This window comes from Mycolicibacterium vinylchloridicum, assembly GCF_013404075.1.
In the GTDB taxonomy this organism is placed as follows: domain Bacteria; phylum Actinomycetota; class Actinomycetes; order Mycobacteriales; family Mycobacteriaceae; genus Mycobacterium; species Mycobacterium vinylchloridicum.
Genome location: NZ_JACBJQ010000114.1, coordinates 1 through 6,011, shown reverse-complemented (window position 1 = coordinate 6,011; position 6,011 = coordinate 1). Strand labels below are relative to the sequence as shown.

At 65.7% G+C, this 6,011-nt stretch carries 5 protein-coding genes; 4 read left to right on the top strand and 1 reads right to left on the bottom strand.

Annotated features, from left to right (window positions below):
• Positions 1-244, bottom strand: a 244-nt coding sequence (locus HPC46_RS34775; protein ID WP_218894936.1) for a hypothetical protein, incomplete at its 3' end; no start/stop codon positions are given.
• On the opposite strand from HPC46_RS34775, the gene HPC46_RS33405 reads away from it, so the two are divergent.
• The 4 genes from HPC46_RS33405 to HPC46_RS33390 are packed head-to-tail and all read left to right on the top strand — an operon-like array spanning position 243 to position 5,842.
• On the top strand, positions 243-2,531 hold the full coding sequence (locus HPC46_RS33405) for a hotdog family protein (RefSeq protein WP_218894935.1): 2,289 nt from the start codon (positions 243-245) through the stop codon (positions 2,529-2,531). The genes HPC46_RS34775 and HPC46_RS33405 overlap by 2 nt on opposite strands.
• Positions 2,528-3,400 carry a glucose-1-phosphate thymidylyltransferase RfbA gene (gene rfbA, locus HPC46_RS33400; protein WP_179476294.1) on the top strand — a complete coding sequence of 291 codons (873 nt, stop codon included), beginning with the start codon at positions 2,528-2,530 and terminating at the stop codon, positions 3,398-3,400. The genes HPC46_RS33405 and rfbA overlap by 4 nt, the downstream gene beginning before the upstream one ends.
• Positions 3,397-4,395 carry a dTDP-glucose 4,6-dehydratase gene (gene rfbB / locus HPC46_RS33395; RefSeq protein WP_179476293.1) on the top strand — a complete coding sequence of 333 codons (999 nt, stop codon included), beginning with the start codon at positions 3,397-3,399 and terminating at the stop codon, positions 4,393-4,395. The genes rfbA and rfbB overlap by 4 nt, the downstream gene beginning before the upstream one ends.
• Before the next feature lie 16 nt (positions 4,396-4,411).
• The gene (locus tag HPC46_RS33390) at positions 4,412-5,842 is read left to right on the top strand and encodes a sugar nucleotide-binding protein (protein ID WP_179476292.1); all 1,431 of its coding nucleotides are present in this window, start codon (positions 4,412-4,414) and stop codon (positions 5,840-5,842) included.
• Positions 5,843-6,011 lie beyond the last annotated feature (169 nt).

Here is a 6,011-nt window from a genome sequence, read left to right as displayed (position 1 = left end):
AGTAAGGGGAGCAACCGAGGGCAACACAAGGGGTGTGGCGGGCACCGCCAGATGGGTATAAGCGCCAGGTACCGCCACCACCCCCTGCGCCCCCGACGCCGCCGTCGGCTCCGCCGGTGGCGGCCGCGCCCGCTCCCGCGCCCAGCGCACCGGCACCGAGCAAGCGGCCGGCACCGGTATCCGAGCCGCTCTGGTCCCGCTCCCAGCTGGAAATCCTTGCCGGAGGCAAGGTTTCGGAGGTCATGGGTCCGAAGTTCGCCGAGTACGACCAGTACGAGCGCCTGGTTCGGATGCCGGAGCCGCCACTTCTCCTGGCCGACCGGGTGATGAGCATTAGTGGAGGACCCGGCGCCCCAGATACTCCAATGGCTACCGGCACAATCGTCACCGAGACCGACGTCGATCCCGACGCCTGGTACATCCACAACGGCCGGATGTCGCCCGGTGTCGTGATCGAAAGCGGCCAAGCCGACCTCCTGCTCGCGTCATACCTGGGCGCGGATTTCGCCAACCGCAGTGAGCGTGTCTATCGCCTGCTGGGGTGTGATCTGACGTTCATGGGCGAGCTGCCCAAGGGCGGCGACACGCTGCACTACGAGATCCACATCGACGGTCACGCGAAGACCGGCGACACCCGGCTGTTCTTCTTCCACTACGACTGCTACATCGGCGACCGGCTGATGATCTCGGTGCGCAATGGCCAGGCGGGGTTCTTCTCCGATGCCGAACTCGCCGAGTCTGACGGGGTGCTGTGGGATGCCGCCGACGACGCGCCGCGCGAGGGTGCGGTCCGTGACGAGCCGGCGGTCATCACGCAGAAGCGGTCCTTCACCCGTGAGGACGTCGAGGCGTTCACCGACGGCCACGCCTACCGGTGCTTCGGTAGTGGATTCGAACGGGCTGCCGCCCATACCCGTACGCCGTCGCTGCCGAAGGGCAAGCTACGGCTGATCGACGAGATCGCCGAGTTCGATCCGAACGGCGGCCCGTGGGGGCGCGGTTATCCGCGTGCGTCCGCCGCAGTGCCGAAGGACATGTGGTTCTACGACGGGCATTTCAAGAACGACCCTTGTATGCCCGGCACGCTGATGGCGGACGCTGCCACCCAGGCGCTGTCGTTCGCGATGGCCGCCTACGGCTTCACCATCGAGCGTGACGGCTGGCGGTTCGAGCCTGTCCCGGATGACATGGCGCGCTTCGTGTGCCGCGGGCAGGTGACTCCCGACGCCGACCATATGCTCGACTACGAGGTGTTCATCGAGGAGATCATCGACGGCCCGACGCCGACCGTCTTTGCCGCATTGCTTTGCCGCAGTGACGGTTTCAAGGTCTTCCATGCCCGGCGCTTCGGCATGCGCCTCGTGCCGGACTGGCCGATGCCCCCCGGTGCGCCCGGCCCGGTGCAGATCCTGGCCGGCACCAACGACGTTCGCGGTGACCAGGGCGCGCTGCTGGCCTGCGGGCGCGGCATGCCGTCGGATGCGTTCGGTGCGTTGTACGCACCGTTCGACGGCACTCGCCGGGCGCCGCGTCTGCCGGATGAGCCCTACCACTTCATGTCACGGGTGCTCAGCGTGTCCAGTCCGCCCGGCGTGCCGACCAAGGGCGGCACCGTCGTCGCCGAATACGATGTCCCGGCAGGGGAGTGGTATTTCGGGGACGCTCACGTCGACGCGGTCCCGATGCCCGTGCTCATCGAGATTCTGCTGCAGCCCTGCGGCTGGCTGTCGTCGTACAACGGGTTCGCCGCCAATCGCGCCGACGATGTGGTGTTCCGCAATCTCGACGGCGGGGAGGTCATCCAGCACCGGCCCGCCCGGGTCGGCACGCTGCGGGTGACGTCGACACTGGAGCGGTTCGCCGACGGCGCCGGCTCGACGATCGTGTTCTTCGACGTCACCTGCACGCAGGACGACGAGGTCGTCATGACGATGAAGACCGCGTTCGGGTTCTTCAGTCCCGAGGCGTTGAAGACCCAGGTCGGACTGCGGACGGAACCGGGTGCGCTGGAGGCGCTTTCCGCGCCCGCTCCGATCGCACGGTCCTACCGGGCGCCCGAACTCGACGGCGCGCCGTGGCTGGATCAGGGCCGGCTCCAGGTGCTCGATCGGGTGAACTTCTGGCCCGACGGCGGAGAAGCCGGGTTGGGCCGGCTGGTCGCCGAGTACGACGTCACCCCCGAAGCATGGTTCTTCAAGGCGCACTTCTTCCAGGACCCGGTGCAGCCGGGTTCGCTGGGTCTGGAAGCCATGCAACAGGCGGCCCGTGCGGCGGTCCGCCTATCCGGATTGGCCGGCACCGGTGCGGAATTCGAGTTCGAACCCGTCGCTCTCGACCAGATGTTCAGCTGGAAGTTCCGCGGCCAGGTGACGCCGGCCAACAAGCGGACCCGATCCGAGATCGAGATCAAGTCGACGCGCAGCGACGAACGGGGTGTGCTGGTGGTGTTCGACGGCCGGTTCTGGTGCGACGATCTGTGCATCTACGACACACACGGGATGGGCGTCCGAGTCGTCCGCAAGGCGCCATGAAGGGGATCATTCTGGCGGGCGGATCAGGTACCCGCCTTCACCCGATCACCCTTGGAGTCTCCAAGCAGCTGATCCCTGTCTACGACAAGCCGATGGCGTACTACCCGCTGTCCACCCTGATGCTGGCCGGCATCCGCGACATCCTGGTGATCACGACGCCGCACGACGCGGAGAGCTTCGAGCGTCTGCTGGGCGACGGATCACGGTTCGGGGTGTCGATCACGTTCGCCCAGCAGCCGTCGCCCGACGGTCTGGCGCAGGCGTTCACCATCGGATCCGATTTCATCGGCTCCGACAAGGTCGCATTGATCCTCGGTGACAACCTGCTCTACGGGCCGGGTCTTGGCACTCAACTGAAGAGCTTCACGACCGTCGACGGCGGCGTGATCTTCGCCTACTGGGTGGCGGAGCCGTCGGCATACGGTGTCGTGGAGTTCGACGCAGGCGGCATGGTGGTGTCGCTGGAGGAGAAGCCCAAACAACCCAAGAGCAACTTCGCCGTTCCCGGCCTGTACTTCTACGACAACGATGTCGTGGAGATCGCGCGGGGACTGTCGCCGAGCGATCGTGGCGAGTACGAGATCACCGACGTCAACCGTGCCTATCTGGAGCAGGAGCGCCTGCGCGTGCAGGTGCTGCCGCGGGGTACCGCCTGGCTGGACACCGGAACGTTCGACCAGATGACCGACGCGGCCGACTTCGTCCGCACGATGGAGCGACGCACGGGCCTCAAGATTGGCGTACCCGAGGAAATCGCTTGGCGGCAGGGCTTTCTCAGCGAGGACGAGCTGCGTGAACGCGCCGAGAAGCTGGTGAAGTCGGGCTACGGCACCTACCTGCTGGACTTGCTGGAAAGGGGCGCCCAGTGACTCAGCTGCTGGTCACCGGAGGTGCGGGCTTCATCGGATCGAACTTCGTGCACTACGCCGTCGAGCACACCGACCACCACATCATCGTGCTCGACAAGCTCACGTACGCAGGCAATCGCCAGTCACTGGCCGGTCTCCCCGAAGAACGGGTGACTTTCGTGCACGGTGATGTCGCCAATGCCGAGCTGGTCGACAAATTGGTGGCCTCCGCCGACGGCGTCGTGCACTACGCGGCGGAGACGCACAACGACAATTCGCTCGACGACCCGGAGCCGTTTCTGCACACCAACCTGATCGGCACGTTCACGCTGATCGAAGCGGTCCGCAAGTACGGCGTCCGCTACCACCACATCTCCACCGACGAGGTGTACGGCGACCTGGAGCTCGACGATCCCGGCCGATTCACCGAAGCAAGTCCCTACAACCCGTCGTCACCGTATTCATCGACCAAGGCCGGCAGCGACCTGCTGGTGCGAGCCTGGATGCGTTCCTACGGACTGCAGGCGACAATCTCGAACTGCTCCAACAACTATGGCCCCTACCAGCACGTAGAAAAGTTCATTCCCCGCCAGATCACCAATGTCCTGCGTGGCACCCGCCCCAAGCTCTACGGCGACGGTCTCAACGTCCGCGACTGGATCCACGCCGACGATCACTCGTCGGCGGTGCTGGAGATCCTCGAGAAGGGCCGGATCGGCGAGACCTACCTGATCGGCGCCAACGGCGAAAAGGACAACAAGACCGTCGTCGAACTGATCCTGACGATCATGGGTCAGGATGCCGACGCTTACGAAAATGTGCCGGATCGCACGGGTCACGATCTGCGGTACGCCATCGATGCGACCAAACTGCGTGACGAGCTGGGCTGGCGGCCGCGATATCCTGACTTCGAGCACGGGCTGAGGGCGACGATCGAGTGGTACCGCGACAACGAAACCTGGTGGGCACCCGCCAAAGACGCCACCGAAGCTTTCTACGCCCGACTCGGGCAATGACAGGAGAGCGCAAGCAATGACGGAGCTCGGCAAGGCGCTGCGTGCGACGAGCACTGCCATTCCAGGACTTGTCATCTGGGACTTGCCCGTTCATGGTGACAACCGCGGCTGGTTCAAGGAGAACTGGCAGCGCGAAAAAATGGTCGCCGCCGGAATGCCCGACTTCGGGCCGGTCCAGAACAACGTCTCGTTCAACTCCTCGGCCGGCACCACGCGTGGCATCCATGCCGAGCCGTGGGACAAGTACATCTCGGTCGCCACCGGGCGCATCTTCTGCGCATGGGTCGATCTGCGGGACGGCCCGACGTTTGGGACGGTGGTGACCGCCGAGGTCGATCCGTCGCGTGCCGTCTTCGTGCCGCAGGGCGTCGGAAACGGATTTCAGACGCTGGAACCCAACACCGCCTACACCTACCTGGTCAACGACCACTACTCGCCCGACGGTATATACACCTCGCTGAACCCGGCCGACACCACCATCGCCATCGACTGGCCGATCCCGCTGGAGAAGGCCGAGCTGTCCGCCAAGGACAAGGCGCAGGGGCCGCTGTCCGAGGTGGTCCCGATCCAGCCCCGCAAGATCCTGGTGATCGGTTGTGGCGGCCAACTCGGCCGCGCCCTGCGCGCGGCCTATGACGGTGTGTCCCACGTCGACTACGTGGACCTCCCGGATTTCGATCTCAGCTCCGGGGCTTTCGCCACTGCACGCCGGTGGCGCGAGTACGACACCATCATCAATGCCGCGGCCTACACCGCGGTGGATACCGCCGAGACCGCCGAAGGCCGCGTTGCGGCATGGGCCGCCAACGTCACCGGTGTCGCGAATCTGGCGCGCGTCGCGGCCGCGCACGGGCTGACCGTCGTGCACGTGTCGACCGACTACGTCTTCGACGGCACCTCGGCCCGGCCCTACCGCGAAGACGATCCGATGGCCCCCCTCGGTGTCTACGGACAGACGAAAGCGGCCGGCGATCAGATCGTCGGCACCGTGGGCCGGCACTACATCCTGCGCACCTCCTGGGTGATCGGCGAGGGCCGAAACTTCGTGCGCACCATGCTTTCTCTGGCCGAGCGGGGTGTCGACCCGTCGGTGGTCGACGACCAAGTCGGCCGCTTGACGTTCACGACCGAGTTGGCCAGGGCGATCCGGCACCTGCTCGAAACCCGCGCGCCGTACGGAACGTACAACGTGACGGGGTCCGGGCCGGTCACCTCGTGGGCCGACGTGGCGCGACGCACTTTCGAACTGGCGGGCCACGATCCGAACCGGGTGACCGGGGTGTCCACCGACGAGTACTTCAGCACGGCCCCCAATCCGGTGTCACCGCGGCCGCTGCGCGGGGTTCTCGACCTGACGAAGATCGAGTCCACCGGGTTCGTGCCTGCCGCCGCCGACGAGAGCCTGGCGGACTATGTGCGGCTGGAAAGTCGCGCGGCGGTGAATTAGACCGAGGTCCTTGGGATTTCGGCGGTGACGGGGTCGTCGTCACCCGACTTAGGACATTTGGCTTAGTACCCCGTTTTGATCCCGAGTGAGTCGAGAATGTGGCGTTGATGTGGGGGAATGTGTGGCGGGAAGGTTTGGGTGGTGCCGTTGATGGTGATCGTGGCGCTAC

Excerpts from the sequence above, each read along its gene's own strand:
- rfbA (WP_179476294.1), top strand. The coding sequence starts at position 2,528 with ATGAAGGGGATCATTCTGGCGGGCGGATCAGGTACCCGCCTTCACCCG.
- HPC46_RS33405 (WP_218894935.1), top strand. The coding sequence starts at position 243 with ATGGGTCCGAAGTTCGCCGAGTACGACCAGTACGAGCGCCTGGTTCGG.
- HPC46_RS33390 (WP_179476292.1), top strand. The coding sequence starts at position 4,412 with ATGACGGAGCTCGGCAAGGCGCTGCGTGCGACGAGCACTGCCATTCCA.